At 40.8% G+C, this 26616-nt stretch carries 23 protein-coding genes and 1 pseudogene; 1 reads left to right on the plus strand and 23 read right to left on the minus strand.

Annotation, left to right across the window (positions count from 1 at the left end; translation table 11 throughout):
• Positions 1-27: 27 nt before the first annotated feature.
• From HNR43_RS03730 to HNR43_RS03775, 10 genes and pseudogenes are all read right to left on the minus strand, one after another.
• Entirely contained in the window at positions 28-846 is an 819-nt protein-coding gene (locus HNR43_RS03730; protein ID WP_343055724.1) for an RNA-guided endonuclease InsQ/TnpB family protein, read from the minus strand.
• 126 nt (positions 847-972) lie between these two features.
• A pseudogene (locus tag HNR43_RS03735) lies at positions 973-1980 on the minus strand (restriction endonuclease); the annotation flags it as partial.
• Between the two features lie 23 nt (positions 1981-2003).
• The gene (locus HNR43_RS03740; protein ID WP_183241430.1) at positions 2004-3950 is read right to left on the minus strand and encodes a DUF2075 domain-containing protein; all 1947 of its coding nucleotides are present in this window, start codon (positions 3948-3950) and stop codon (positions 2004-2006) included.
• Between the two features lie 29 nt (positions 3951-3979).
• Complete coding sequence (locus tag HNR43_RS03745) at positions 3980-4312, minus strand: nucleotide pyrophosphohydrolase (RefSeq protein WP_183241432.1); 333 nt, start codon at positions 4310-4312, stop codon at positions 3980-3982.
• A gap of 82 nt (positions 4313-4394) precedes the next feature.
• A complete protein-coding gene (locus HNR43_RS03750) occupies positions 4395-5738 on the minus strand; it encodes an MATE family efflux transporter (RefSeq protein WP_246346239.1) in 1344 nt (447 codons plus the stop codon).
• Between the two features lie 130 nt (positions 5739-5868).
• Complete coding sequence (locus HNR43_RS03755; RefSeq protein WP_183241824.1) at positions 5869-6009, minus strand: hypothetical protein; 141 nt, start codon at positions 6007-6009, stop codon at positions 5869-5871.
• Positions 6010-6024: 15 nt separating this feature from the next.
• The gene (locus HNR43_RS03760; protein ID WP_183241434.1) at positions 6025-6885 is read right to left on the minus strand and encodes a permease; all 861 of its coding nucleotides are present in this window, start codon (positions 6883-6885) and stop codon (positions 6025-6027) included.
• A gap of 68 nt (positions 6886-6953) precedes the next feature.
• Positions 6954-7400: a MarR family winged helix-turn-helix transcriptional regulator gene (locus HNR43_RS03765; protein ID WP_006321746.1), complete on the minus strand. Its 447-nt coding sequence runs from the start codon at positions 7398-7400 to the stop codon at positions 6954-6956.
• Between the two features lie 194 nt (positions 7401-7594).
• Positions 7595-9085: a malate:quinone oxidoreductase gene (locus tag HNR43_RS03770; protein ID WP_183241436.1), complete on the minus strand. Its 1491-nt coding sequence runs from the start codon at positions 9083-9085 to the stop codon at positions 7595-7597.
• 261 nt (positions 9086-9346) lie between these two features.
• Complete coding sequence (locus HNR43_RS03775) at positions 9347-10000, minus strand: DUF975 family protein (protein ID WP_183241438.1); 654 nt, start codon at positions 9998-10000, stop codon at positions 9347-9349.
• A 158-nt stretch (positions 10001-10158) separates the two neighbouring features.
• On the opposite strand from HNR43_RS03775, the gene HNR43_RS03780 reads away from it, so the two are divergent.
• Entirely contained in the window at positions 10159-10533 is a 375-nt protein-coding gene (locus tag HNR43_RS03780; RefSeq protein WP_183241440.1) for a zinc ribbon domain-containing protein, read from the plus strand.
• Between the two features lie 28 nt (positions 10534-10561).
• Here the strand turns inward: HNR43_RS03780 and HNR43_RS14260 are convergent, their stop codons facing one another.
• The 13 genes from HNR43_RS14260 to HNR43_RS03845 all read right to left on the minus strand — a co-directional run bounded on the left by HNR43_RS14260 (position 10562) and on the right by HNR43_RS03845 (position 26574).
• On the minus strand, positions 10562-10690 hold the full coding sequence (locus tag HNR43_RS14260) for a DUF4083 family protein (RefSeq protein ID WP_183241442.1): 129 nt from the start codon (positions 10688-10690) through the stop codon (positions 10562-10564).
• 6 nt (positions 10691-10696) lie between these two features.
• Positions 10697-11686, minus strand: a complete 990-nt coding sequence (locus tag HNR43_RS03790) for a CapA family protein (protein WP_425486520.1) — start codon at positions 11684-11686, stop codon at positions 10697-10699.
• Positions 11687-11797: 111 nt separating this feature from the next.
• On the minus strand, positions 11798-13045 hold the full coding sequence (locus tag HNR43_RS03795) for a GntP family permease (RefSeq protein ID WP_183241447.1): 1248 nt from the start codon (positions 13043-13045) through the stop codon (positions 11798-11800).
• Between the two features lie 101 nt (positions 13046-13146).
• Positions 13147-14604, minus strand: a complete 1458-nt coding sequence (gene putP / locus HNR43_RS03800; protein ID WP_183241449.1) for a sodium/proline symporter PutP — start codon at positions 14602-14604, stop codon at positions 13147-13149.
• Positions 14605-14689: 85 nt separating this feature from the next.
• Complete coding sequence (locus HNR43_RS03805) at positions 14690-15604, minus strand: proline dehydrogenase family protein (protein ID WP_183241451.1); 915 nt, start codon at positions 15602-15604, stop codon at positions 14690-14692.
• A gap of 21 nt (positions 15605-15625) precedes the next feature.
• The gene (gene pruA, locus HNR43_RS03810) at positions 15626-17173 is read right to left on the minus strand and encodes an L-glutamate gamma-semialdehyde dehydrogenase (protein ID WP_183241452.1); all 1548 of its coding nucleotides are present in this window, start codon (positions 17171-17173) and stop codon (positions 15626-15628) included.
• A 98-nt stretch (positions 17174-17271) separates the two neighbouring features.
• The gene (locus tag HNR43_RS03815) at positions 17272-18474 is read right to left on the minus strand and encodes a PucR family transcriptional regulator (RefSeq protein WP_183241454.1); all 1203 of its coding nucleotides are present in this window, start codon (positions 18472-18474) and stop codon (positions 17272-17274) included.
• An 81-nt stretch (positions 18475-18555) separates the two neighbouring features.
• Entirely contained in the window at positions 18556-19509 is a 954-nt protein-coding gene (locus HNR43_RS03820; protein ID WP_055441098.1) for an ABC transporter permease, read from the minus strand.
• On the minus strand, positions 19510-20556 hold the full coding sequence (locus tag HNR43_RS03825; RefSeq protein ID WP_183241456.1) for an ABC transporter permease: 1047 nt from the start codon (positions 20554-20556) through the stop codon (positions 19510-19512).
• Positions 20553-22082 carry an ABC transporter ATP-binding protein gene (locus HNR43_RS03830; RefSeq protein WP_183241458.1) on the minus strand — a complete coding sequence of 510 codons (1530 nt, stop codon included), beginning with the start codon at positions 22080-22082 and terminating at the stop codon, positions 20553-20555. Before HNR43_RS03830 ends, HNR43_RS03825 begins: the two co-directional genes overlap by 4 nt.
• 124 nt (positions 22083-22206) lie before the next feature.
• Entirely contained in the window at positions 22207-23298 is a 1092-nt protein-coding gene (locus tag HNR43_RS03835) for a BMP family lipoprotein (protein WP_035047737.1), read from the minus strand.
• 107 nt (positions 23299-23405) lie between these two features.
• The gene (locus HNR43_RS03840) at positions 23406-24131 is read right to left on the minus strand and encodes a GntR family transcriptional regulator (RefSeq protein ID WP_183241460.1); all 726 of its coding nucleotides are present in this window, start codon (positions 24129-24131) and stop codon (positions 23406-23408) included.
• A gap of 202 nt (positions 24132-24333) precedes the next feature.
• Positions 24334-26574, minus strand: coding sequence for a DNA translocase FtsK (locus tag HNR43_RS03845; RefSeq protein WP_183241462.1), 2241 nt, complete (start codon positions 26572-26574; stop codon positions 24334-24336).
• Positions 26575-26616: the final 42 nt, after the last annotated feature.

The following is a 26616-nucleotide window of genomic DNA, read 5'->3' on the forward strand; positions in this document are numbered from 1 at the left end:
ATAAAATTGTTTATCCGTCCACGTCGTTTAAGCGACATGTACTCGGATGGGGTGTAACCCCACACCCGCTATCCCATTGGCGAACGCCTTTGGGAATACTTTTCTCATGATGTTATATGCCCCATTGACATCTGCGTGGATAAGCGTTCCGTTTTCAGATTGAAACAGTCCACGCTTGATTCGTTTTCCTTTGTATTGTTTTTGCTTTTTGATTTCTTCCATGTCTAAAAAACTGCATTTGGATGTATAGCTTTCTTCTGTCTGTTCTGCTTTGTACTGCAACTGATGAAGAAACGTGTGATACGGAATGTGAACGAACGCTTGATTCGTACGCTTTTCGAGATTGACTTCACGCTTCCAATCTTTATTCATCACCACCACAATCGTATCGCAGTCTAAAGACAACGCATGTTTCATGACAAAGGCACTCGCTTGGTGCATAAAATTTTCGACGATGCGGTTTCGTTTTTCTGTCATTTTGCTCATTCGTTTTGTCCAATCGAGTCCATTCATTTGTTTCGCTACTTTGCGATAATGGCTCATTTGTTTGTTGTCATATTGATTGGCGGATTTTAGACCTTTACCATTGATCACGATCGGTTGTTTGCCCACGTTGTTCACAATGGTTGCGAAGTTATCTAATCCTAAATCAATACTGATGTATCTGTTGTGATCTTGTTTGTTTGCTGGAATACTAATTTTGTAAACGACTTTGACGATGATATGGCGGTGTTTAGGAATGAATCGGATTTGTTGTAGCTTTCCTTTCATGTTTGTCTTTAGTTGAAACCCTTGAAAACAGGCGGGAATATTGTTTGTAACAGATAATACAATATCTTTTAGCACTACTAAACACCTCTATCTTGTTTACAGATACACAAATACTATAACAAAATCCAACAAACAACACTATCAAAATTTTTCGAAAAATTAAAAAAGACAGAAGTTTTATCAACTCCTGTCTAATCGGTTCTATCGATTCATTGTTCGGAGCATAAATTCATTTACATCTTTCTCTGGTCCGATGAATTCGACGTTTGTATGAATCGCTTGTAAGTGTTTGCGGGCGAAGTCGATTTTTGTTGCTTCTTCTGGACAGAGCCCGCCTTCCCAGTCGGTTCCTTTTGTTTCAAGCACAAAGTATAGTTTTTCTTCGCCATCTTTGTCGACGACAAGCGCCCAATCGGGATGGTATGCACCGATTGGCGTGTCGATTTTAAACCAATGTGGCAGTTTGACATATACTTTGACGTTTTCGTCTCTTTCGAATCGCTGTGCAAAACTCGCTTCGATATCCGAATCGTAGACGATATGATCGAACAACGATTTTTCACTACGAATCGCGTTGTTGTTTAAATACGCAAGCAGCTCTTCATTTTCAAACAGCTCGACGGCATAATATGCATCGTCGCCGATTTTGTAATATTTCACACCGTCTTTTAAAAGCAATTTCATTTCGCGCTGGATGACTTTTGTGACCTCTTCCATAAACTTTTGCGGATTGTTTTTAAAGTCATCGAGACGGTCGCAGCCCGTCAAAATTTCCACAATCGTTTTTCGCGTTAAATTCGTACGGTTTTGCAGTTCGGTAATAATATCTGGCAACGTATGGTGAGCGGTAACATAGTCTTCCACTCGCTCACTGACGGTTTCCAACTGCACTCCTTCCACGCGGTCAATCGCCAATTGATCTTTTCGGCTGATAATACGAATTCTTTCAATACGCGGCATGTTTTGAATGCTCTTTATGCTTTTTTGAATGAGTTGATCGCTGTCGATTTGAACGGAGTAGACCGTCTTATATTTAATTCGCTCCCAAAGCTGGCGAAACTCTTCACCAAAAAACACTTGCTTATTTAATTGTACTCTTTTCTTTTTCGTCGCATCTTTAATCGGCAAGTGCTGCAAGTAATGGTTTATTTCATGCAAAATCGCTTGCTTCCAAGGTCGAAACTCATCACTCATATTTAATGTATGATTACCTTGGCATGACAGGCGCCGTATCATGAATATCCTCTTTTCTCCTCCGCAACAATAGATAGTTGGGTAAATCCATTCTCTTTGTATGAGCGGTCAAGTCTTTGGAGGCGATTTTTTAAATAACGCTCAAGTTCTTTGTCCGTACAATATACAAAACAACCTTTTTGCCCTCTTGTTAACAATGTACGATACGTGTTTCGAATAATGTCGTCGGCTTGTTTCAATGCTTCTTCAGGATTTTCCTTTATCATTTTCTTTAATCCTTTTAGGGATTGGTCAGTTTTCGCACGTTTCGTGTAGTCTGTTTGTACTTTGCCGTCTTTGTAAATCAAATCGTCACCAATAATAACACCAACATAATCAAATTCTAACCCTTGACATGTATGAATACATCCAGCCTGTTTCACAGAATGTTCATCGATCGCCCATGTTTCGGAATTTCCTAGATTCCAACTCATATAAAAATTATGTTCTGGAATGATAATATCGTGAACATTCGGATCATTTTTACCCTCTTTTCTCCAGTCCCAACAGTATCCTGCGACAATACGAGATTTATTGTTCATTTCGTTTAACTTTTCGATTGCTGCACGAAGTTCATTTGGGTCGGAATATACCCTAAAATCATATTGAAGGTCGAAATAGTCGGCATTCGCTGTTTCCCGAATTTGTAATACATCATCAATCCATGCCAAATATCCATCTGATCCATTACATCGAAATTGAGATTGCAATGCTGTCTTTGTGATAATTGCTCCATACTCAGGAGCAAACTTCTCAATCATTTTCACGCTACCGATATCTTTTAATGTCACTCTCTGGCGCTCATCAATAAAGAAAATCGCTAATTTAGCTGCGTGTATAATTTCTTTCATTTGATTTTCGCCAAGATTTTGGAACATTCCCGACTTTTCATTTAATCGATGAGCTTCATCTACAATAAGCACATCTAGCTCATTCAAACGGGTGCCTATGTAACTTCCTGAGCTGGTAAACAAATTATCAATGTGGCTTTTTCGAAAATCTTGTTTTAACTTTTGAGCATACACTTTTCTCGGTGCCGCATTTTTCGTTACATATTGACATACAAGATGGCGTTTTGTTAATTCCACAAGCAAATTAATAGCAAGGACAGACTTTCCTGTTCCAGGGCCTCCCTCGACAATCAAAACGTGCTTTTCATTCGTTCTTACCGTCTCGCTAGCGAGTTGAAGAGCCGTTTCATATACAACCTTTTGATCATCAATCATAATAAACTCTCGATTACCTTTTAACATGTTGTTAAGAGAATCCTGCAACGATTTAGATGGTCGAATTCTTCCTTTTTCAATCTTATAAATATTTTCTTTATTGTCACCATATTTGACATACCGTTTAATAAACGAACGTAACTTAGCAGCATCTCCTTTTAAAAATACCGGGGCTTGCTCAATATAATATTGATATACAGGGTCTACTAAAGGATCATAAGTTTCGTTTAGCATATAGTTATGCAGGTAAGTACAGGGATAAAGTTGAATTTGTTCAGTTTGAACGTTCTCATTGTAATCCCGAATTAATGATGCATAAGACCATGCTTGGTATGAAGGATGTGTCGTTTCCACCATACTTCTGTTCATGACCGTCTTCACAATAGCCTCTTTCCCTACTACTTTTTCTACATGATCCCATTGTTTAAGCTCAACGATGACAACCGAATCATTTTGTTGATCGTCTAGTCCGGAGATAAGAAAATCTACTCGTTTCGATGTATGGGGAATTTTAAATTCAATCGCTATACCTGCATTATTCGGAATTTCATCATCGCTTAGTACTCGATACATATATTGCATCGAATTGTCCCATGCACGAATTTCTCTCTCATTCACATGTCCAATCTTCTCTCGAAAATTGTTACAAATGTTTTGTACTAATTGATCTTCAAATACATCGTGCAAAAACTCCTCTTTTGTCGCTTCATAAACAATCATCGATTCCTTCTCCCCCGTCTTCTGTTTTATTATCCTAACTCATTATATTTCTTTTTGGTTCCAAATGATTTTTCAATTGGATACTTTTTCTCATTTTTCTTTATTTTATCAAAAATGATTCGTTCTAAGTCAACCCCAAGTGCATCAGAAAGTAAAAGAGCATAAATTACTACATCTGCTAGTTCATCTTTTATATTTTCTAACCTGCTCTCAATGGCCTCTTCGCTACTTTTCCACTGAAAATTTTCTAACAGTTCTCCTGCTTCTATGCTTAATGATATGGCTAAATCTTTTGGATTGTGGAATTGTTTCCAGTTACGTGCATCGCAAAATTCAATGATTAGCTGTTGTAACTGTTTCAAAACAAGCACCCCTTCTGACAATTTGTAGTTAAACAATATAATGCCTTTCTCGGACCAATGTTGCTAATTTCCCGCTCTCTTCCTAACATATACGATTCCCCCCACTCCACGTTAGCGACCGATACCGCCAGTATAACAGAGCCGCCCTCACATAGTTATCGATCGCAATAGATAGCCATACGCCAATAAGCCCTAACACGAAATGAATGCCTAACATGTAAACTCCGACGGTTCGAATTGCCCATATGCCAAAGGCTGTGACGTACATTGGAAATTTAGCATCTTTATTGGCTTGTAAAACAGACGTTAGTATCGTAACGATCGCTGTTGCTGGCTGGGCGATTGTATCAACGCCCAGAACAGCAACGATTAGCGAAATAACTGTTTCGTTATGTGTAAACGCACGTGCTGTCAATGGTGATGTTAAAAATAGAAGGAAAGTTACGCCCGTCATCATCACCGAAGTACAAACTATAGAAATCAAACTATACGCCTTTGCTTCATTGTATTGACCTGCTCCAAGGCTTTTGCCAACAAGTGTTGTTGTTGCTGTTGCTAAACCTGTTCCGACAATGGATGAAAATAAAGTAAAATTCCCCGTTAACGTATGCGCTGCATAAACTTCTGTCCCCATGCGTACGATCATGCCAAAATAAATGATTTGTCCAAATCGCATAAATAATCGTTCCATAGAAGAAGGGATGCTTAACCGAACGAATTGTAGCATAACACTTTTTTGAAACTCCCACATATTCGTTGAAAAGACGAGCAATTGTTTCTTTTTTAGATGAATAAATAGTAAAATGACACCAAATATACGTGCGAAAACAGTAGCGACTCCAGCCCCTATGATGCCGAGCCCTTCAAAACATACGCCAAAGATGAAAATATAATCAAGGACAATATGTATTCCATTCATCCATAAGCCGATGCGCATAGGCGTTTTTGTGTCGCCAGTCCCTCTAACGATCGCGCCTAATGTGAACATCATAGATATGAAAATAGATGGCGTTGCGACGATTTGAAAATAAACGATTCCTGTTTGTAATACATGTTCGTTCGCCCCCATTAACCTAAACATATGTTCAGCGAAAAAGAATGAAAGGATCCCAAATGCTATTCCGATGACGATCGTTAATATGATGGAGTGAGAAATCACTTTTTTGACTTTTTGGCTATCATTAGCTCCTGTATATGTAGCAACGAGTACTGTTGCAGCAGTGCCGGTCGCTAAAAAGACGGCAAAGTAAATTTGCAAGATCGCATTTGCCATCCCTACGGAAGCTACTTCAGCTAAGCCGAGCTTGGAAATAAATAAAGAATCGACAAATCCGACAATGCTTTGAAGCAAACTTTCCATCATCGCAGGAATAGCTAATGAAATAAGTGGAAGCCAATACGTTCTTGTTCTCTGTATAATATTCAAACGGATTCACCTCTCTCTGACCATATGTTCATTTTAATCACTATTGCAAAGTCATTCAATTTCTCCTTCGTCACCATTATTCCTCATTTATTCCATACAAAAAGCACCAGGTCCCCCTGGTGCTCCGTTGCTAGCAACATGTTTGTTTGTCGTCTTTACAACATTCTTCTTCCTCTTTGCAGCAATCTTCCTTTTCCTCTCCCTCTTTTACCTCAATAATTTGCACATCGCAACAACCTTTTTCTTTTTGTGTAAATAACTTTTTGAACATAGAAATCTCCTCCATTTATATGATGTAAAACAAAAATCCGGATAACGTGGCCATCGAAATGACCGAAGCGATGAACGCCCAGACGAGTTTCTTTTGAAAAATGCTATGCAGTAGCGTAATTTCTGGTAAACTCGCGCCAGCCGAGCTAATCATAAGCGCCATGACCGGACCGAGCGCCATTCCTTTTGCCACAAGCATTTGCGAAATCGGCATCATCGTCGCTAGGCGAATGTACAACGGAATGCCTAATATCGCTGCGAGTGGCACGAGCCACCACGTATCACCTCCCATATATGTCGCAATCCATTCGGTTGGCACAATGCCGTGAATGAACGCACCAACGCCAGCTCCGGTGAGTAAATATGGATAAACCGTTTTCATGAGATGAAGTGTCTCGTACCACGCTTCTTGCATTGTCCGTTTTTTGCCGATGGCGACGTTTCCTTTCACGATGACACGTTTGACTGCCTTTTCAAAACCGAGCGCTTCGAGTGTAAAGCCGATTACAATCGAAAGTACAGTCGTCAACAACGTATAGGCGGCTGCTACTTTCACACCTAGTAAGGCAGTCATTATCGTTAAAATCGTCGGGTCTAGTACAGGGGAGGCAAATAAAAAGATCATGACCAAACCAAATCGGACGTTTTTGTTCAACAATGAAACGACAACCGGGATGGTTGAGCACGAACAAAACGGGGTCACAAACGCAAATAGTACTGCAATCATTGCCCCAATAATCGGATGGCGTTCTGCCAACAGCTGTTGCATGCGCTCGTATGGAATGTACCCTTCGATAAAGTTAATCACAAACGAAATGATCAAAAAAAGCGCCGTCAGCTCCAACACTAAAAATGCGAACGACTGTATCGTTTCCAAATAAACTCTCCCCTTTTATTTGTAATATGCAAATATTTATTCAAGCAATAGGCAAGATTTCTCTTGCCTTAAAACAGCGGTTTGCAACAAACGCTTGATTTTGCCATACATTCGTTCAATAAGCGAATGGAACGAAGGACGGTTTCGCGCTCAAATTCGCTCATATGCGAAAATACTTCACCTAAATATTCGTTCACTTCCGCGTCAATTTTCGCGGTGACGTATTTTCCTTCCGGTGTTAACGATAAAATGTAGACGCGTCGGTCTTGGGGGTACGGTGTTTTTTTCACTAAGTTCATTTTCACAAGCGTTTGAATTTGCCGGCTAAACGTTGTAATATCGATGGCTAATGCGTCAGCGACTTGTTGCATCGATGGTTCGTTCATGCGGTCGATTTCGTATAAAATATGACTTTGCACGAGCGATAATTCAATCCCGCCAACAGTGCAGCAATTGCGGTCTAACAACCCGAGACGTTTTGTCATCGTGTGGAATAGTTCACGAACATTTTCCATTTCCTCACCTCTTGATTTTATTATACGTTATTATTTGCATTTTGCAACTAAAAACAAAAAATATTTTTCTCCTCGTTTATAACATCCTAGTCCAACCTAAGACGAAACAAAGGTAAATTATTTCCTCATTATAACAAATGGATGCACGATCGCTACAAAAAAGACAGAAGCCCAGCGACTTCTGCCTTTTATGTTTATGCAATTTGAAGTGGCATATTTTCTTTTAAGCCAAGCGTTTGGGCAGCGAGCGTTTGTACGTCGCGTAAAAGCGCTTCGTTTTTCATTAGCGATACACCATATGATGGGATCATCTCTTTAATTTTCGCTTCCCATTGTTTCATTTCGTTCGGGAAGCATTTTTCAATCACTTCAAGCATGACGTGAACAGCTGTTGACGCGCCTGGAGATGCACCAAGTAACGCAGCAACCGAGCCGTCATGAGCGGCAACAACTTCCGTACCGAATTGAAGCGTGCCTTTGCCACCTGCTTCTGTATCTTTAATGACTTGTACACGCTGACCGGCAATAATGACATCCCAATCTTCGCTTTTCGCATACGGGATAAATTCACGCAATTCTTCCATGCGCTGTTCTTTTGATAACATCACTTGTTCAATTAAATATTTTGTCAACGCCATGTTTTTCGCTCCTGCCGCAAGCATCGTTAACACGTTATGCGGCTTGACAGACGTGATTAAATCAAACAGCGATCCGTTCTTTAAAAACTTCGGTGAAAAGCCAGCGAACGGTCCGAACAATAACATTTTTTTACCGTCGATAAAACGTGTATCGAGATGTGGAACAGACATTGGAGGTGCTCCAACTTTCGCTTTGCCGTACACTTTCGCATGATGTTGCTCGATAATGTCTGGATTGTTGCACACCATAAATAGCCCACTTACTGGGAATCCACCGATTCCTTTTCCTTCAGGGATGCCGGATTTTTGTAGCAAATGTAAGCTGCCGCCGCCTGCCCCGATAAAGACGAACTTCGCTGTGTGAACGTCAACTTCCCCTGTCGCTAAATTGCGTACTTTTACTTCCCATAAGTTGTCATTTGTTCGTTTCATATCTTCAACATGATGTTTATAATACAAATTCACATGCTTATGTTCTAAATGCTCAAATAACATGCGTGTTAAAGCGCCGAAATTCACGTCCGTTCCCGCTTCAATTCTTGTTGCTGCAATCGGTTCGGTAACGATACGATCTTCCATCATCAACGGAATCCACTCTCTTAATTTTTGCGGATCATCAGAAAATTCCATACCTTTAAATAAAGGATGATCCACCATTTGTTCAAAACGCTTCTTCAAAAATGCAACGTTTTCTTTCCCTTGTACGAAACTCATATGTGGGATTGGCATAATAAATTGTTTCGGATCACGGATGCGTTTGTTTTGAACGAGATAAGACCAAAATTGCAATGATTCTTGAAACTGCTCATTAATTTTAATTGCTTTACTTATATCGATTGATCCGTCCGCTTTTTCAACTGTGTAGTTTAGTTCACAAAGTGCGGCATGACCTGTTCCCGCATTGTTCCATTCGTTCGAGCTTTCATCTGCTGGTTGACCAAGCCTTTCAAACACAGCAATTTCCCACTCTGGTGCTAACTCTTTCAACAACGTCCCTAATGTCGCACTCATAATCCCCGCGCCAATTAAAATGACATCTGTTTTCATTTTAAACCCCCTAAATGTTCATCCGTCCATTTGACCAAAAATTTCTCCACATTTATTATAACACATTTCAATTATAGTATGTCACTATTATTCTTCATTTTACAAATGTGCCTATATGGTTAAATAAAAACGAATACAATTACATATTTTCGACAAAAAACAATATTCTTTTTTTAATGATTTTACAAAATGATTTGATATTTTGCTAGCTTTATTTTATAAAAAACGAACAAGGTTCGTCCTTGTTCGTTTTTACTCATCTCATTGTTCTTGCGTACGAATAAATTGATCGTAAAACGCAGCAAGTGATGTATAGACGTACGGAACGAGCCATAAAAATCCGATACCAAACGTGATAATTGAGAGAAGCCCCCAACCAATAAAACTCAAATATAATAAAAATAGTTTCCCTTTATATCCTTTCATACGTTTTTTACTTTCGCTAATCGCTTGAAGTGAACCGTATTCGGGATGATCTTTTAATAAAAAGAATGTTTGTGAATAAGATAACGATTTAATAATTCCAGGGACAATAAGTAGCAAACTCCATAAAAATATAAAAATACCGAATAAAATGGACGTACCGATGAGTTTTAATGATAACTTCCCATTTTGGTATACTGTAAACATTGGAGCGATTCGGACAGGTTCATGACGATACGCATCTAAAAATACCCAATACAAAACAACACTAAACGGAATGAGCGCAAACGAAATGAGCAAACTGACGATCGAAGCAGATGTTGGTACGTTTTCTTGTTCAACCCATACGTCCCATCCCCCGCTTAATACAACCTCAACTACCATAGGGAAAACGATGGTTACGAACGCATAAACAAGCATAAGAAGCACGGCACTGCCCCATTTTCCTTTCAACGCTTCCCTTGCTTGACGCCGTAATGATGATAATGTCATAAGATGAAGCCTCCCTTTGCATAATAATGCTTACACATATATTGTATGGTATTCCTGGTCATTGTAGCATATATTTATCCCTTTTATACAAAAAACGAAATACATTCCTCATATTTCTCGTATATAATGGACGTATCAAACAGATTGGGGGAAAGCAAATGAAAAGCATTAAACCAGGTCGTGGGTCATCCATGCAAGGATTTATCGGCAGTATCGCCACCATTTTATTCGGTATGTTTTGGACGTTTATGACTTTTTCTATTACGAAAGATTCTCCCATTCCAGGGTCACAAATCTTTCCTTTTTTCGGCTTCGTTATAATTGGTATCGGTATTTTTCAAGCTGTGTATCATTACAAAAACGCTACAGGAAAAGACCGAATGTCCATCGTCGATATTGTTGACGAAAATGAAGAAAAAGATCCGCTAAACGCTCGCTTGCGTCGTAACGAAGGAGAAAAGTTTTGTCCGTATTGTGGAACGATGGTTCAAACAAGCTTTCAATTTTGTCCATCTTGTGGGAAATCATTATAAAAAGTTCGGCGATCGCCGAACTTTTTTACTAATTTTTCTTTATGACCAAACGTGTTAGCCATATCACCCCGAAAACGAATAATCCAATTATTCCAAGCATGACGAGTTGAAAAATAATGTCCCCCATGTACATGAAATCAACTCCTTTTCTTTCCATTATACATTATTTTTCATATACGAGCCATGTCGGTTGATTAATTTTCGCTGACAAATTTACAATCTTTGTTTTTACACGACTTGCTTCTTTTCCTTGAAGCGGAATCGGCTGATAGTTGTTTCGTGTCGTGACAGATGAGATGCGAAACGGGATAATGCGAATCGTTGTTTTAGGTTGCTTTATGCCGTTGGCGAAATAAAACGTTTGTTGATAAACGAACGTATCTTTATCATTCGGATTTTTATTGCCTCCAAACATAAAATTGCCCAAGCTATAAACAATCATTTTTCCTTTATATTGTTCAATACCTTGAATGACGTGCGGATGATGACCAACGACAAGATCTGCTCCGCCATCAATCGCAAATCTTCCTAACGCTTTTTGCGTGGAATTTGGTACATAACTTCGCTCCTCTCCCCAATGAAAATGAACAAGAATAATTTGTGCCCCTTGTTTTCGTAATGTACCAATATCGCTTGCGATTTGCTTTCGCACCGCTTTCGTATCGCTCCATCCTTTATAACCGAGCGTACCAATTTTTACTCCTTTTACCGTTTTTACAAGTAGTATACCGTTTCCAAAATAGCCGATATTCGCCCGCTTTAATGTTGCGATCGTGTCCATATATCCTTTTTGTCCATAGTCGAACGTATGATTATTGGCAAGATTCACTCCTTCAATACTTGCATTCGTTAAAATATTGACATACGATGGATCGCCGCGAAACCGAAACTTCTTCTCTGCTTTTTGCGTGGCTGTTGTTAACGTTGTTTCCAAATTAACTGTTGTAAAATCATCTTGTTTAAAAATAGGCTCAATGTATTTCGTAAAAAAAGCGAGACTATTTTTTTTCGCTTCATGATCAAATGAATATGTATAGCCATAGTTTTCATCGCGACCAAGCGTCACATCGCCAGCAACACTTAACGTGATGCTCGTTTCCCCTTGCGCCCAAACCGGGTGGGCGAATAAAAACAAACAAACACATAAATACATACATATACTTTTCATCTTTCCCCACTCCCCTTTTGTGTATATCATTCTTTTTCTACACATGGGTTAGAAATCCTTTTTTTATTTTATTTGTTGATTATTTAGAACATAGTTTTATAAAAATATATAAAAAAGGATCGTAGATGTTGTCGCGATTGCTATGCCGATGAGCGTTTCGTATGGAAGCAATGTAAGCCTTTCTTTTGTTGACATATGTACACTAGCTGCAGTGATATGAAAAAAGCTACCGTGCGGTAAATGATCGAACACGGTTGCGCCCGCATGTACCATGGCTGCTCCAGCAAGCGATGAAACACCAGCTTCGATTAACGCTTCTCCAAACACGCGGCTCGCGATGGCTGTGCCTGCTGTTGTTGATGCGGTAACACCTGATAATAGCGCACCAGCAATCGGGGCAATCACATATGGGGAAAAACCGAATGATTCAAGCGTATGCATAAACGCTTGATGTAACGGCGAATTCGCAATCACACCTGCTAGCGTCCCTGTGCCAACAAGCATAAAAACAACACTGCTCATTTTTTCCATGCCCACACGTAGAAAGACGTTTAGCTCACTCGTTTTATTCATGGCCATTACACCAATTAATGCACCGACCGGTAAAGCGATAAGCGGATCAATTGACACCCCAAAAAGCGGACGTGACAATAAAAGAATGACCGCAACACCGGGAGCAACGATCGCCTTTTGCCATGGTGGTGTTTCTTTTTCAGCTGTTTCAATTTCTGGCATATGTTTGTCATCACCCCGCCACCGTTTCGCAAGCTGGTACGTGACAAAAAGACCGATCATAGCTGGTACGATGCCTGCCATCATAAGTGAAGAAAGAGGGACATGAAATGCCTCAGCAGCTGCAATTGTGTTTGGATTAGGGGAAATGATGTTCCCTGCTTTTCCCCCACCAATTAACGCGAGCAATATCGCAAAACGCGACATGTCCAGGCGATGTGCCAACGCAAGTGCAACAGGTGCAATCGTCATAATAGCGACATCAACAAATACCCCACATGCTGTTAATACCATCGCCGCAAAACATAGCGAAAATAGCACATATTTTTCCCCACAAGCTCGCACAAGTTTTCCCGCAATAGCCGCAGCTGCCCCAGACTGCATCAATACACCTGCAAGCACACCAGCAGATAAAACGCGCAAAATAGACGGGGTCATCTCTTTTGCCCCGTCCATCATGAGACGAACTGCCTCATCGATGGAAGCTCCACCGAATAAAGCACCAATAAACGCCCCGCACATCATTCCGTACCCTACTGGAACGTTTCGTAAAATAAGAACAATGGCTAACAAAAAAGCGACGATTGCTCCAAATATGCTCACTTTATCCATTCCTTTCTATATTATTCATTTCAAATTATATCCCCATTGTATGAGTATTGTCGAAAGTCATGCAAGCATAAGAAAAAGGTGCCCAATCGGACACCTTTTTCTTATGATGAAATCGTACGTTCAAAAGTATCAAACTGCTCTGTCACTTGTTTATCTGGCGCTGCTGTTAATACGCTGACGATAACAATAGCGATGAGGCTTGCGATAAAGCCTGGAACCATCTCATACATGACGCTAGCGTATGAAGAGTTTGCCCAAACGATAACCGTCGTCGCTCCTGCAATCATCCCTGCAAGCGCTCCCCATTTTGTCATACGACGCCAGCATAAGCTTAATATAATGACCGGACCGAACGAAGCACCAAACCCAGCCCATGCATAGCCAACAAGATTTAAAATCGTATTGTTTTGCTCATATGCTAGTATCAAGGCAACAATAGCAACAAGCAATACTGATAAACGACCGACAAATACAAGTTCTTTATCAGACGCTGAACGACGGAATAAAACTTTATACAAATCTTCCGTTAGCGAGCTTGATGTAACAAGCAATTGCGATGAAATCGTGCTCATAATTGCCGCTAAAATGGCTGCCAGTAAAAATCCTGTAATAAGCGGATGAAATAAAATTTCACCAAGTTTAATAAATACCGTTTCTGGATCTTCTAACGTCATACCGGCTTGTTTAAAGTAAGCGATTCCAAAAAGACCTGTGAGCATCGCGCCAACAGACGAAAAGATCATCCATCCCATCCCGATTCGGCGTGCTTGTTTCATCTCTTTTACCGATGAAATCGCCATAAAGCGAACGATAATGTGTGGTTGTCCAAAATAACCAAGTCCCCAAGCGAATAAAGAAATGATGCCGACTACGCTTGTTCCTTTAAACAAATCGAGCAAATTCGGATCGATGTCGCGAATCGTTGCTGTTGTCTCTGTGAGTCCCCCTGTATGCATAAGTGTCACAACAGGTACGAGAATAAGTGCAATAAACATGATGAGACCTTGCACAAAGTCTGTCCAGCTGACCGCTAAAAATCCCCCGAACAACGTGTACGCAATGACAACACCAGCAACAATCCATAACCCTGTATGGTAATCTGTACCGAACGAGTTTTTAAACATCACCCCGCCAGAAACGAGGCCAGAAGAAACGTAAAACGTAAAGAAAATCATAATAACAAATCCAGAAACGAGGCGAAGTAACTTCGATGTATCACCAAAACGATTTTCTAAAAAGGATGGAATCGTAATCGAATCGTTCGCTACTTCTGTATATACCCGTAAACGAGGAGCGACGTATAACCAGTTCGCATACGCCCCTAAAGCTAGTCCGATGACGATCCATGAAGCGCTTAACCCTTGCGCATACATCGCGCCAGGCAAACCGAGCAACAACCAACCGCTCATATCGGACGCCCCTGCGCTTAACGCCGTCACCGCTGGACCGAGCGTTCGACCACCTAACATATAATCAGACAAGTTGGACGTCCGTTTATATGCCCAATACCCAATGAGTAACATCCCCACCATATATACGACAACAGATGCAATAACCAAAACAATCTCCCCTTCCTTTGTTGTCTATAAAAACCCCTTTGCACCTATCATTATACTAAAATATGTTCACAATTTGTACAAAAAATTATTTTCCAAAAAAGCCTTTTAACGCGAACGCCACGTTTTGCGGACGTTCTGCCAATCGGCGCATAAAATAACCAAACCAGTCGTTTCCGAACGGAACGTATACACGCATTGTATATCCTTCTTTCGCAAGCTGTTGTTGCATATCTGTCCGAAAACCATACAGCATTTGAAACTCAAATTGGTTACGCGGAATATTATTCTCTTCTACAAATGTTTTTACTTTTTCAATAATATGATGGTCGTGTGTAGCAATGGCCGTATAACTGCCGCTTAATAAGTGAATGCGAATAATATTCATGTAGTTTTCATCAATTTGTTGCTTATCTTGAAACGCTACTTCAGGTGGCTCCTTATATGCTCCTTTCACTAAACGAAGCGATACCCCTTTTAAATCTTTTACATCTTGTTCGGCGCGATATAAATATGCTTGAATGACAGTGCCGACATTATCATACGTACGACGAAGTTCATGCAATAAATCGAGCGTCGCTTGACAATGACTAGAATCTTCCATATCAATGCGCACAAAATTGTTATACCGTTTGGCTGTTTCGACAATTTGACGCATATTGTTTAAACAAAAATCAAAATCAATATCGAGACCAAGTTGGGTCAATTTAACCGATAAGTTACTGCGGACACCCGCACGGTGAATGGCTTCTAACGTACGAATGTTGTATTGTGTTGCCTCGATTGCTTCTTCGCGATTGGAGACGAATTCACCTAAATGATCAAGCGTACAAACGAGCCCTTTTTCATTCAGTTCGCGCACTTTTTTGATAGCGCTTTCAATCGTCTCCCCGGCAACGACTTGGGAAGCCCCGAAACGGAGCCCCCATTTTTTCGCTGCTTGATTTAACATTTTACTTTGCGAAGCGTATAGAAAGATATTTTTCGATAGCTGTGCGAGCATGTTGTTCACCTCTTTTAAATGTTAAAACATTTCGCTAACCGTTTTTGCTTGCATGTGTAACAATAAATAGTCTGGACCGCCTGCTTTCGAATCCGTTCCTGACATGTTGAAACCGCCAAACGGATGATAACCGACAATCGCTCCTGTACAACCGCGATTAAAGTACAAGTTACCGACGTGAAATTCTTCTCGTGCTTTTTCTAAATGGGCGCGATTATTTGAAATGACCGCACCTGTTAATCCATAATCTGTGTTGTTGGCTACTTCGAGCGCTTCATCAAACGTTTTTACTTTCGTAAAGGCGACAACTGGTCCGAAAATTTCTTCTTGCATGATGCGTGCGCTTGGAGCGACGTCCGCAAAAATTGTTGGTTCGATAAAAAATCCTTGTGAATCGTCTCCTTTTCCACCCGTCATGAGCTTTCCTTCTTGTTTTCCAATTTCGATGTAGCCCATGATTTTATCGTACGATACTTTATCAATGACCGGTCCCATAAATGTGCTTTGCTCTTCAGGGTTGCCAACTTTTAATTGTTTTGTTAGCTCAACAACACGCGCAAGCACTTCGTCGTATACATCTTCAAGCACGATCGCTCGCGAACATGCGGAACATTTTTGTCCTGAAAAACCGAATGCAGAAGCGACAATGGACTGTGCTGCTAATTCAAGATCAGATTCGTTATCGACAATGATTGCATCTTTTCCTCCCATTTCCGCAATGACACGTTTCAACCATTTTTGACCAGGTTGAACGATCGCAGCACGTTCATAAATGCGGCAGCCAACGGCGCGCGATCCTGTAAACGAAATAAAGCGCGTTTGCGGATGTTCGACGATATATTCGCCTACTTCCGCTTCTCCACCAGGTAAGTAGTTTAGTACCCCTTTTGGAAGACCGGCTTCTTCCATAAGCTCAACAAATTTTGCAGCGACAATTGGCGCACGATCAGATGGTCGTAAAATAACTGTGTTTCCTGTCACAATGGCAGCCACTGTCGTTCCAGCCATAATCGCAAGGGGGAAGTTAAATGGCGAAATAATTAAACCGACGCCAAGCGGCACATAAAAAAATCGGTTCGCTTCACCCGGTCGGCTCAATACGGGCACACCTTCTGAAAGAGAAATCATTTGCCGAGCGTAATATTCTAAAAAGTCAATGGCTTCTGCCGTATCTGCATCGGCTTCTTTCCACGGCTTCCCGACTTCTTTTACTAACCAAGCTGAAAATTCATGTTTTCTTCTTCTTAACATCGCGGCAGCGCGAAACAATACGTCCGCACGCGCCTGCGGCGACACGCGCTTCCACGTCTCAAACGCCGAAAGTGCAGCAGACATCGCTTCATCAGCAAGCGCTTTCGTCGCTTTCGACACAACGCCAACAACTTGTTGTTTATTCGCTGGATTCGTCGACACGACTTTTTCTTCAGTAACGACTCGTCGTCCCCCGATAATGATTGGATACTCTCGTCCAAGTTGTGTTTCGACGTAAGCGAGCGCGTTGCGAAACGCTTCAGCTTCGTGTTCAAGCGTAAAGTTTGTAAACGGTTCATGTTTGTATGGTACTGTCACATGCATCGATCCTTTCACGAATTTGTCACATATTCTACGATTCATTATAATTTATACTTTCTGAAAATTGTTTGTCGTTTACATATAATCATTTCTACTTATTTTTGTTGTTCATCCACAACATCTTCCTTATATTTGTATAAAAGGAGATCAATATACAACATCATTCGTTGTTCAAAATCATGAAGCGGTAGATTCGTAATTGTCTGCATGCGCTTTAGTCGATAATGCAATGTGTTGGGATGAATGTATAAACTTTCAGCCGTTTGCTTTATATTGCAGTCATGTTGAATGTATGCACGAAGCGTGTGCAAAAAGTCCGTCCCATGTTGTTCGTCGTGCTTTTTTAGTTTCGCTAACGCTTCGTTTTTATAGCGACGTTGCTTATATTGTTCGTATATGAATGGAATAATGCGATAAATTCCTAAATCACCGTAAGCATGTGGTAAATACTCATCCATATGTCTTTTTAAATGAATAACTTCCATCGCTTCTTTGTAGCTATCACGCAACCGTTGCAAACCGCTATACTCATTGCCGATTCCAACAATAACGTCACGATCCATCTCACAACGAAAGTCTTGTTGCAATTTTGTCATCATCATTTTTAACACATCAATCGGTCGCTGTGTGGTCGTCCCCCCCACAATAAGTAAAAATGGATGATGATGTTCGATAAAAAAAGTCGGGGCATGTGTTGTTCTTGTTATAAACGTCATGTATTGACGAATGTCATCTTTCTTTTCATTCTTCTGAACATATAAAGCGGAAACAACAAATGACGAAGGGAGCGCTACACCAAGTAGCTGGGCTTCCATTTGAACATCACGTTCACTTATGTCACGATATTGAATAAAACGGAGAAAAAGGTCATTGATTTCTTCTTGACGTTTATAACGTTTTCCCATTTGTTCATGTAACATATGTGCCGCTTCTTTTGCCACGTCTTCCATTCGTTTTCGCTGCTCCTCTGTCAAATCGTGAAACGACGCTTGCACCCAAAGATAACCGTACACTTTCCCTCCGTGTTTTAAACAAACGACCGCGCGAGCACCAAGATCAATATCGGGAAGTGGAGGGATGCTAACAACCCCGTCTGCCTGTTCAATTTTTTTCATCCATCCATGTTCATGTAAATATTGAAAAACGTGGGCAGATGCCCGTTTACTTAAAATCGTGCGCATGCGTACTTCATCCGTTTGATCATGATGCCCACTATATGCAAGCAATTCAAAATCACGTGATTCAATCGTTACCGGACGCTGCAATTCAAAAAATAATTGATCGACTAATTTATGCAACGAAATCCCCTCCTTAATTTTTATTATGCGTGATCAAAGACGTGAAAAAAAGACTTCGGGCTGTCCCGAAGTCTTTTGCCATTAACGTTTTCCTTTTACATAAGGCGTACCGAGCGCTTTTGGCGCATCTGCTCGTCCGATAAAGCCAGTCAGTGCTAAAATCGTTAAGGCATACGGTAAAATGAGCAAATAAACAGTCGGTACGTTTTTCAAAAACGGAATCGCTTGCCCAACAATACTTAAGCTTTGTGCAAATCCAAAGAAAAGAGCCGCTCCCATCGCACCAAGCGGATGCCATTTTCCGAAAATCATCGCAGCGAGCGCCATAAACCCTTGACCAGAAATTGTCGCATGGCTAAAATCGCGTGAAATGATTGTTGCATAAATGGAACCCCCGATTCCCGCGAGTGCACCACTTAACATCACCGCGATGTAACGCATTTTTGCTACGTTAATTCCCATTGTATCCGCCGCCATCGGATGTTCTCCAACCGCACGAAGACGAAGCCCAAACGGCGTTTTGTAAATGACGTACCATACAACAAACGCGAGTACAATCGCTAAATAAGATGGCAAATATCCGTTTGAGAATAAAATCGGACCGATGACTGGAATTTTGCTTAAAATTGGAATATCGATTTTATCAAATCCAACTTGCACTTGGTCTGTTTGACCTTTTCCATACCACATTTTTACAAGAAACAACGATAATCCTAACGCTAAAAAGTTGATAGCTACCCCACTAACGACTTGATCAGCGCGAAGCGAGATGGCTGCTACCGCATGCATAAGCGAGAAAATAGACGCAACAACCATCGCCACAAGCATGGCAAGCCATGGTGTTAATTGTCCAAATTGATCGGCAAACGTTAAGTTAAACACTACACCGGTAAACGCGCCGATAACCATTAACCCTTCTAATCCGATATTTACAACACCGGAGCGTTCACTAAATACGCCGCCAAGCGCCGTAAAAATGAGCGGGGCCGCAAAAAAAATCGCGGAAGGAATAATAATTTCAAGAATGTTCAACATTTATTTTCCCTCCTTTTTGAAGCGCGTAAGCACAAGACGAATTAAGTAGCTTGAAGCCACGAAGAAAATAATTAACGCAATGACGATATCAACAAGTTCCGTTGGCACATCGGCAGCTGATGGCATTTCAAGCGCTCCAACTTTTAGAGCCCCAAAGAGGACAGCTGCTAAAATAATTCCAAATGCATTATTTCCGCCAAGAAGAGCGACCGCAATTCCATCAAATCCGACTCCCGTAAACCCAGCTTTGACAGAGACGTTTTCAAATGTTCCTAATCCTTCCATCGCTCCAGCGATGCCTGCGAATGCCCCCGAAATAACCATCGCTAATATAATATTGCGATTGACGTTCATACCTGCATAATGTGATGCATGTTGGTTAAAACCGACGGCACGAAGTTCATATCCTGTTGTCGTTTTCTCAAGTAAAAACCACATGACAACAGCTGCAATTAACGAAATAATAATGCCGTAATGAAGCGTAGAGTAATCTGTTAACGATTGTAAAAACTCTGAACGTAACGATGCTGACGGATGGATTTTTTCTGATTTAAATCCTTGATCGGATAAAACAGAACGAATGACCGCATTCGATACGTATAGCGCAATATAGTTCATCATAATTGTGACGATAACTTCATGAACACGGAAACGTGCTTTTAAAAAACCAGGAATGAATCCCCAAAGCGCCCCAGCTACTGCGGCCGCAATAATTGCGAGCGGCAAATGAATGACTTTTGGTAGTTCAAATGCCACACCAACCCAAACGGCAGCTAGCCAGCCAACAATAAGCTGTCCTTCTACACCGATATTAAATAATCCTGTACGAAAAGCGAACGCAACAGCTAAACCTGCTAAAATATACGGCGTGACTTGACGAATCGTTTCTCCAATGTAATATCGATCACCAAAAGCGCCGTACAATAAAGCAGAATACCCAGCAATTGGATCATACCCACTGATGATCATGACAATCGCACCGGCGATAATTCCGAGAATGACCGCAAAAACAGGGACGAGAATATTCGTTAAACGATTTTCACTCATGATGATACACCTGCTTCCTTCCGTTTGCTTCCTGCCATCAATAAGCCAAGCTCTTGTTCTGTCGTTTCTTTCGGGTCGACAATGGCAACAATTTTCCCTTCATAAATGACAGCAATACGATCGCTAACGTTCATAATTTCATCTAATTCAAACGAAACAAGCAATACTGCTTTTCCTTTATCGCGTTGTTCGATGAGACGTTTGTGAATGAACTCAATCGCTCCGACATCGAGTCCACGCGTTGGTTGCGCGGCAATAAGTAAATCTGGATCGCGATCTACTTCGCGCCCGATAATCGCTTTTTGTTGGTTTCCTCCTGATAAAGCCCTCGCCTTTGTATATTCATCTGGCGTACGAACGTCAAACTCTCGAATAAGCTGACGCGCTTTATCGTAAATGGCTTTAAAGTTCAAAATACCACGCTTTGAATATGGCTCTTTGTAATATGTTTGGAGCACCATATTTTCTCCGATTGGAAAATCGAGAACAAGACCATGTTTATGACGGTCTTGAGGGATGTGTCCGACACCTGTTTCTGTAATTTGACGCGGTGTTAAATTGCGAATTTCTTTACCATTTAAACGAATGGAGCCTGACTCTGATTTGATTAAACCTGTGATTGCTTCGATGAGCTCTGTTTGTCCGTTTCCGTCTACTCCTGCAATGCCGACAATTTCCCCTGCATGTACCGTTAAATTTAAATGATCAACCGCAGTAATCCCACGTGCATCTTTCACGACTAAATTTTCAATTTCAAGGACAGGTTTGCCAACTTTTGGCGGTTGTTTTTCCGTTTTGAAATGTACTTCACGCCCAACCATTAATGAAGCAAGTTCGTTCGGGTTTGTTTCCGATACATTTAATGTGCCGATGCCTTTTCCGCGACGAATGACGGTCACGCGATCGCACACTTCCATAATTTCTTTTAATTTGTGCGTGATTAAAATGATGGATTTTCCTTCCCGTACAAGCGCTTTCATAATTTGGATAAGCTCTTGAATTTCTTGTGGTGTTAACACAGCTGTCGGTTCGTCAAAAATTAAAATATCTGCTCCACGATATAACGTTTTTAAAATTTCTACACGTTGTTGCATGCCGACAGAAATGTCTGCGATTTTCGCTTTCGGATCAACCGCTAAACCGTATCGTTCAGAAAGCTCGCGCACTTCTTTTTCTGCCTTTTCAATGTCAATTTGCCCACCTTTTGTCGGCTCGCTCCCTAAAATAATGTTTTCTGTTACCGTAAACGTATCAACAAGCATAAAATGTTGGTGTACCATCCCGATCCCTAAGTCATTGGCAACGTTCGGGTTGGCGATATTTACTTTTTTTCCTTTGACACGAATTTCCCCACCATCCGGTTGATATAAACCGAATAACACGTTCATTAACGTTGATTTTCCAGCACCGTTTTCACCTAATAACGCATGAATTTCCCCTTTTTTCAGTTGCAACGTAATGTTATCGTTTGCCACAAAATTCCCAAAAACTTTGCGGATGTTCAGCATCTCAATTACGTATTCCAAACGTGATCCACTCCTTATATGAGCATGGTTTACATCACTAAATGAAAAGCTGCAACATGTTGCAACTTTTCATTTAGTGATTCTCCGAAGGGCTCTCCCTTCGGAGAACAAGAAATTCAAGAAATTATAGAGAAGCTTCAAATTGTTTATATTCGTCGCGAGTTGTAGGTACTTTTACTTCGCCGTTAATAATTTTTTGTTTCCACTCATCAACTTTTTTCAACACGTCTTCAGGAACATTGTTTTTCGTTGTTGGCGCAATACCTACACCATCTTCTTTTAAGCCGTATTCAACTGCTTGACCGCCTGGGAAGTTACCGTTTTTCGTTTTTGTCGCTAAGTCATATACAGCAACGTCAACACGTTTCACCATAGATGTTAACGTTACACTTTTATCTGTTCCAGGTACTTTTCCTTCTTCGTATTGGTCGCGGTCAACACCGATGACCCAAATTTCTTTGTTTGGATCTTGTTTTTTCAAGTCGATCGCTTCAGAGAACACACCGTTTCCTGTCGCACCAGCAGCATGATAAATTACGTCAATGCCAGAAGCGTACATACTTGAAGCGATGGCTTTTCCTTTATCCGCTTTGTCAAATGCACCTGCGTATTGCACTTCAACTGTCGCATTCGGATTTACAGCTTTTACACCAGCACGGAAACCGCTTTCGAATTTTTCAATTAATGGAATTTCCATACCACCGACGAAGCCGATTTTATTTGTTTTTGTCATTAAACCAGCAACAACACCGACAAGGAATGAGCCTTCATGCTCTTTAAATGTGATGCTTGCAACGTTTGGTTTTTCAACCACGCTATCAACGATCGCAAATTTGTTATCTGGTTTTTGGTCTGCAATTTCTGTAACGGCATCTGTCATTAAGAAACCGATTCCGAAAATAAGATCAAAATCGTTACGCACAAGTTTATTTAAGTTTGTTGCATAATCCGCATCGCTTTGTGACTGTAAATAGTCATAGCCACCTTTTCCTTTTTTCAAGCCGTTTTCTTCACCAAATTTTTGCAAACCTTCCCATGCAGATTGGTTAAACGATTTATCGTCAATTCCACCTACGTCTGTAACCATCGCTACGCTGAACTCAGACGCTTTTCCTTCTTCTTTTTTCGGCTCTTCTTTTGCTTGTCCACAACCGCCAAGAAGCATGCCGGCAGTCAACAATAAAGACATCGACAATCCAAAACGTTTTTTCTTCATGAATTATTACCCCCTCAGTTTTGAAATATGGATGAGTAAAAAGTGAAATGTAAAATATCCTTCTCCCTCCAATGTCACCTCCTTAATAGGATAAGCACTTTTATAAGTTACACACGTTTCCGTAAAACGTGGAAACTAAACTTATCTGATTTGAAATAGTCAATCGAGTATAAAATAGGTTCGTCATTTTCATCAAAATGCATTTGTTTTAAAACTAAAAGTGCTGTTTCTGGCTCACATTGCAAAATCGGCGACACTTTTTCATGATAACCGAGCGGTTCGATATGGGTAACAGCATACGCGATATACCGATTCGCTTCATTATGTAATATTTCTAATAACGACTCATTTTCATAAGCAATTCCTTTAGGTAAATATTTACAAGGTACTTTGTCAATGCAGTAAACGACCGGCTCGTTATTCGCGGTTCGCACCCGCTCAACAACAAGTAAATCTTCCTCTTTATGACATTGAAAGCGCTTTATATCATCTTCAGTCGGTTTCTGAATCGAAGAAGATAAAAAGATCGTTCCTGGTTTGCGTCCAGCTTGGCGAATCATCTCCGTCACGCTACTTAGTTGTTCAATACCTGACGTAAACATCGGTCGGGAACTCACAAATGTCCCAACACCGTGGCGGCGGATGATGACGTTTTCTTCTTCTAATACTCGTAATGCTTCACGCAACGTCGCTCGGCTAACTCCTAATTGTTTTGCTAATTCAAATTCAGAAGGAAGCTTTTCTTTTTCCTTGTATACCCCTTGCTCAATATCCTTTTTAATCCGATCAATGACTTGTAAATATAAGTGTCGATGATCTGTTTTAACAGACATTCACCATCCCCCACCTTAGATATCAGACATCTGATGTTAGACAAATTTCTTATCAATAATATAACATTTTTTTATCTATAAATAAATAGCGAATAAAAAAAATGTCGAAAAAAGTCGTAAGAAATAATATGTAAGCGATTGTAATAATATATCATTATTATGTCCCATTTATACAAAAAAGAGGCTTATTTTTCAGCCTCTTTTATGACGTTTTTGCTTCATCATTTGACGATACGAGCACAGCGCGCGGTTTACTTCCTTCATAAGGTCCGACGATGCCTCGCGCTTCCATCGCATCAATTAAACGTGCAGCACGGTTATAACCGATGCGGAATCGTCGTTGCAACATCGAGACAGATGCACTTTGCATGTCAATGACGAGCTGCACCGCTTCATCAAACAACTCATCATCGAACGCTTCTTGTGGTTCGTCATCTTGCGCCATCATCGTTTCTTCATATTGTGCTTTTTGTTGTGAAATGACATATTGCACGATGTTTTCTACTTCTTGATCGGACACAAAAGCACCTTGTACTCGAACAGGTTTGGAAGCACCGACAGGTAAAAAGAGCATGTCGCCACGCCCAAGTAATTTTTCAGCACCTCCCATATCTAAAATCGTACGTGAATCGGTTTGTGATGATACGCTAAATGCGATGCGAGATGGAATGTTTGCCTTAATGACACCTGTAATCACATCGACGGATGGACGCTGTGTTGCGATAATTAAATGAATGCCTGCCGCACGCGCCATTTGGGCAAGACGGGTAATGGAATCTTCTACATCACTTGAGGCAACCATCATTAAATCAGCGAGCTCATCAACAATGACAACAATATATGGTAACAGAGGCTGCTTCGTTTCCGCTGTTTCATTATGCCGCTCAATATATTCGTTATATCCTTCAATATTGCGCGTGCCTGTATGCGAAAATAGTTCATATCGCCGCTCCATTTCGCTCACTACTTTTTTTAATGCTTGAGACGCTTTTTTCGGATCAGTGACGACTGGAGAAAGCAGATGCGGAATGCCGTTATATACGCTTAACTCAACCATTTTCGGATCAATCATCATCATTTTTACTTCATGAGGTTTCGTGCGCATGAGTAAACTAACGATAATGGCATTAATACATACACTTTTCCCGCTTCCTGTTGCGCCCGCAACAAGTAAATGCGGCATTTTATTCAGTTCAGCAAGCACCGCTTGTCCGGAGATGTCACGTCCAAGTCCAATTAACAGTTTCGCCTCTTTCTTATCTGCTTCTTTCGCCTCTAACACTTCTCGTAAAGAAACCATCGCAATTTCCTCATTTGGCACTTCAATTCCGATCGCTGATTTTCCTGGAATCGGAGCTTCAATGCGAATGTCTTTTGCCGCTAGGGCGAGCGCTAAATCGTCACTTAAACTAACAATTTTACTTACTTTCACACCAACATCTGGATATACTTCATATCTTGTGACAGCTGGTCCGATATGCACTTTTGTTACTTTTGCCTTTACACCGAAACTTTGAAACGTTTTCTCAAGTTTGCGAGCATTTTCATAAATACTTTCTTTTTCTCGCGATTGATCAACGGTCTTTGGTGGAGAAAGCAATTCAATGGGCGGCAGCGCATAATCTGTTTCATGTGTTTGCATAAATACGATCGGATTTTCTTTTTCAACTACTTCGTGAAAATTAGAAATAACAGGTCCTTCGATCATAGTTTCTTCTTCTTTTTCTTCTTTGTCTTCTTGTTCTTCGAGCGCCGTCACCACTTCAATATGCGGCTGTTGTTGCTTTTCTTTTTTCGGACGATTCAAAAACGAACGGACATCCGCAATGACAGCTTTTGTTTGCGTTCGCATAAACGAAAGGAACCATTCTATTCCTTTACCGGCTGTATCACGCAACGTTTTACCTGTAAGAAGTAACACGCCAATGATCATCAATAATGAAGCAATCCATTTTGTTCCTAATTGATCGAATAAATAGTAGCTTATCGTATACAATAAAGCACCGAGCATCCCACCGCCTAAATCAGAAAAAGAGCTACTTTCTCCACGCACATCTGCCCAAAATAGTTCCCACGTTGTTCGAATAATGCTTGGATTTACTAATTTCCCATTGCGCGATAAAATGTGAAACAGCGTCTCATGACTAAACAACAATAGTGAAAGGATAATCAAATACAAACCGACAAGAATACGGTGAAAAAATGAAGGCCATGCACGCTTCCAAATGACATATAGCGACGTCACAAGCGCCCCTAATAACGCAACGATATACCACTCACCCATAAAAAAGCGGGTAGCAAAAACGAGCGAACGCCCGACGGCTCCGACATTTGCCATCGCAATGACCGTACATGCTAACATCGTTAAACCGATTAACTCGAAGCGTAACGTTTTTTTCCATTGATCTTGTTTGTTTGTGCGACGTTTATTTTTCTTTCCCATTTCGTCCACTCCAACATGTAAGATGAAAAAGCAGCCAACAGA

The sequence above is a fragment of the Anoxybacillus mongoliensis genome (assembly GCF_014201515.1).
Lineage (GTDB): Bacteria > Bacillota > Bacilli > Bacillales > Anoxybacillaceae > Anoxybacillus > Anoxybacillus mongoliensis.

Excerpts from the sequence above, each read along its gene's own strand:
- HNR43_RS03740 (WP_183241430.1), bottom strand. The coding sequence starts at position 3,950 with ATGATTGTTTATGAAGCGACAAAAGAGGAGTTTTTGCACGATGTATTT.
- HNR43_RS03775 (WP_183241438.1), bottom strand. The coding sequence starts at position 10,000 with ATGACATTATCATCATTACGGCGTCAAGCAAGGGAAGCGTTGAAAGGA.
- HNR43_RS03805 (WP_183241451.1), bottom strand. The coding sequence starts at position 15,604 with ATGCTCGCACAGCTATCGAAAAATATCTTTCTATACGCTTCGCAAAGT.
- HNR43_RS03755 (WP_183241824.1), bottom strand. The coding sequence starts at position 6,009 with ATGTTCAAAAAGTTATTTACACAAAAAGAAAAAGGTTGTTGCGATGTG.
- HNR43_RS03780 (WP_183241440.1), top strand. The coding sequence starts at position 10,159 with ATGAAAAGCATTAAACCAGGTCGTGGGTCATCCATGCAAGGATTTATC.
- HNR43_RS03765 (WP_006321746.1), bottom strand. The coding sequence starts at position 7,400 with ATGGAAAATGTTCGTGAACTATTCCACACGATGACAAAACGTCTCGGG.
- HNR43_RS03835 (WP_035047737.1), bottom strand. The coding sequence starts at position 23,298 with ATGAAGAAAAAACGTTTTGGATTGTCGATGTCTTTATTGTTGACTGCC.
- HNR43_RS03820 (WP_055441098.1), bottom strand. The coding sequence starts at position 19,509 with ATGTTGAACATTCTTGAAATTATTATTCCTTCCGCGATTTTTTTTGCG.
- HNR43_RS03845 (WP_183241462.1), bottom strand. The coding sequence starts at position 26,574 with ATGGGAAAGAAAAATAAACGTCGCACAAACAAACAAGATCAATGGAAA.
- HNR43_RS14260 (WP_183241442.1), bottom strand. The coding sequence starts at position 10,690 with ATGGAAAGAAAAGGAGTTGATTTCATGTACATGGGGGACATTATTTTT.
- HNR43_RS03795 (WP_183241447.1), bottom strand. The coding sequence starts at position 13,045 with ATGGATAAAGTGAGCATATTTGGAGCAATCGTCGCTTTTTTGTTAGCC.
- HNR43_RS03770 (WP_183241436.1), bottom strand. The coding sequence starts at position 9,085 with ATGAAAACAGATGTCATTTTAATTGGCGCGGGGATTATGAGTGCGACA.
- HNR43_RS03790 (WP_425486520.1), bottom strand. The coding sequence starts at position 11,686 with ATGTATTTATGTGTTTGTTTGTTTTTATTCGCCCACCCGGTTTGGGCG.
- HNR43_RS03825 (WP_183241456.1), bottom strand. The coding sequence starts at position 20,556 with ATGAGTGAAAATCGTTTAACGAATATTCTCGTCCCTGTTTTTGCGGTC.
- HNR43_RS03840 (WP_183241460.1), bottom strand. The coding sequence starts at position 24,131 with ATGTCTGTTAAAACAGATCATCGACACTTATATTTACAAGTCATTGAT.